Consider the following 2,363-nt stretch of genomic DNA (forward strand, 5'->3'; position numbering starts at 1 on the left):
TGTGGGAGAAGGGGAAGCCTATCGCTCAGTCTGAAAATCGGCTGAAGCTGCCCGCCATCTGGACAGGCCTACGGCCGATGTCTTGACGGAAACCGGAAACCGGCCGCACAATCCTCGATGCAGGCGAAGGGAGGCCAGTCGTCTGCGGGAGGATGTACCCATGACGGAAGCGATCAGGCTCTACTGGGGCCGGTTCGGACATGTTTCTGTCCTGAATGTCGCAAGCGACTTCGTCACCCATGCCCATGTCGAGGCGCATCTGATCATCTGGCTCGAAGGCACCGCCGGCGAGATGACCATCGGTCGCGAGACGGTGCGGCTCGGCCCCTGCACCGCCGCCGGTATCAATTCCTTCCAGCCGCACAGCCACGTCCTGTCGCAAAACGGGAGGCCCGGTCTGTTCCTCGCCTTCTACATCGATCCTGATTGGGCGCGCGGCCGCCGCGACCTGCCCTGCTCCGCTGCGCTGTTTGCCCAGGCGGCGATCACCCTGGAGCCTTGGCTGCACCAGGCCGCCGCCAGCCTGCTCGACCACCTGACCGACAATGAAAGCATCGACGACGTTGCCAATTACGAGATCGAGCGCTTCATCGATTCGGTGCTCGACGCCGCCGATGCGTCTGCACCCCAGGAAGCGCGCACCCGCATCAACACCATGCAGGATTTCCGTGTCCGCAAGGCCATCCAGTTGATGAAGGCCAATGTCTGCGAGCGCATCTCCTTCGACGATGTGGCGCGCAGCGTCGGCCTGTCGCGGCCGCATTTCTTCGCGCTGTTCAAGGAACAGACCAATCTGACGCCCAATGTCTACTGGAACACGCTGCGCATGGAGGAAGCTGTGCGGCAGCTGCAGTGGTCGCAGGAGCCGCTGATCTCGGTCGCCTGCAATCTCGGCTTCACCACTCAGGGCAATTTCTCGCGCTTCTTCCGCGACCATGTCGGCGTCCCGCCGACGCTTTATCGCGAGGCCGCGCGGGCAACCGCCTGAGCCTGCTTTTTCAGACTCCTTGATACGCGCACGAGACGCATTGATAAGCGTCACCCAGGCCACCGCCCTACCCTTGCCCGATTGTCGCATTCGCAAGGGATCGTCCTATGGCAAAAGTCACCATCTCCAGCGTCATCGACGCCCCGGTCGAAAAGGTCTGGGCGCGCATACGCGACTTCAACGGGTTGCCGGTCTGGCATCCGCGCATGGTGGAAAGTCATATCGAGGATGGCAAGGACGCCTCGACGATCGGCTGCGTGCGCAATTTCGAGTTGATCACCGGCGCGCGGCTGCGCGAAAAACTGCTCGACCTTTCCGACGAGAACTTCCTCGTCAGCTATTCCATCCTGGAGACGCCGCAGCCGCTGACCAATCACAAGGCGACGCTACAATTGCGCCGCGTCACCGATGGCGACCGCACCTATGCCGAATGGACCGCTAGCTTCGACGCGGCCCCCGAAGAAGCCGACAAGATTGCCGCCGGTATGGGCGCCAATGTCTTCCAGGGCGGTTTCAACGCCCTGAAGAGCCATTTTGGCGGCCAGAGCTGAATTGCGCTTCAGAAACAGGAGTGTCTCATGGCCCTTGCCCTCCAGACTTTCCCGACCGTGAAGGACGCCAATGCGGCGCTAAAGGCGGCAGGCACCCGCTATCTCGGCGGGGGCACACTGGTGGTCCGCGCGGCCAATGAAGGCGATGTTTCGGTCTTCGGCCTTGTCAGGTCGACCGACCCGGCCCTCTCGGCCATCACGGTCGCCGACGGCAAGGTCCGCATCGGCGCATCGGTGACCATGGCGGCGATCGCCTGTCATCCCGAACTCGCCATCCTTGCCAGGGCCGCGCGCGCCGTCGGTGGTCCGGCGATCCGCAACATGGCGACCGTCGGCGGCAACCTGTTCGCGCCGGCGCCCTATGGCGATTTCGCCGTGGCCTTGCTGGCGCTCGATGCCACGGTCGGCACCGAAGATGGCGAATTGCCGATTGAGATTTTTCTGGCCAAGCGGGACGGCAACCGCTCCATTGTCACGTCGGTCGGTTTCACACTTCCAAAGGCCGACGGCTTCCGCTTCCTGAAAGTGTCGCGGGTCAAGCCCAAAGGCGTGTCGGTGCTCAGCATCGCGGCCGTCCTGGACCAGGCTGCCGACGGCACCGTGTCCTCGGCGCGGATCGCGCTTGGCTGCATGGCCGACCGGCCAATGCGGGCCAAGGCGGCGGAAAAGGCGCTAAAGGGAAAGAAACTCGACCAGAACGGCATTGCCGCGGCGCAGGCCGCTGCCACCGAAGGAATCGCGCCGATCACCGATCCGATCGCCAGCGCCTGGTACCGCGCTGAAGTCCTGCCGGTCCATCTCGGCCGGCTGCTGCTGGCCTGAAA

At 63.6% G+C, this 2,363-nt stretch carries 3 protein-coding genes; all 3 read left to right on the forward strand.

Annotated features, from left to right (window positions below; all coding sequences use genetic code 11):
- Window positions 1-160 precede the first annotated feature (160 nt).
- The 3 genes from C1D09_RS28940 (at window position 161) to C1D09_RS28950 (ending at window position 2,361) form a co-directional block, all read left to right on the forward strand.
- Window positions 161-988, forward strand: coding sequence for an AraC family transcriptional regulator (locus C1D09_RS28940; RefSeq protein WP_143977409.1), 828 nt, complete (start codon window positions 161-163; stop codon window positions 986-988).
- Window positions 989-1,095: 107 nt separating this feature from the next.
- Window positions 1,096-1,539 carry an SRPBCC family protein gene (locus tag C1D09_RS28945; RefSeq protein ID WP_143977410.1) on the forward strand — a complete coding sequence of 148 codons (444 nt, stop codon included), beginning with the start codon at window positions 1,096-1,098 and terminating at the stop codon, window positions 1,537-1,539.
- A 27-nt stretch (window positions 1,540-1,566) separates the two neighbouring features.
- On the forward strand, window positions 1,567-2,361 hold the full coding sequence (locus C1D09_RS28950) for an FAD binding domain-containing protein (protein WP_143977411.1): 795 nt from the start codon (window positions 1,567-1,569) through the stop codon (window positions 2,359-2,361).
- Window positions 2,362-2,363: the final 2 nt, after the last annotated feature.

This window comes from Mesorhizobium intechi (genome assembly GCF_002879535.1).
Classification (GTDB): Bacteria; Pseudomonadota; Alphaproteobacteria; order Rhizobiales; family Rhizobiaceae; genus Mesorhizobium; species Mesorhizobium intechi.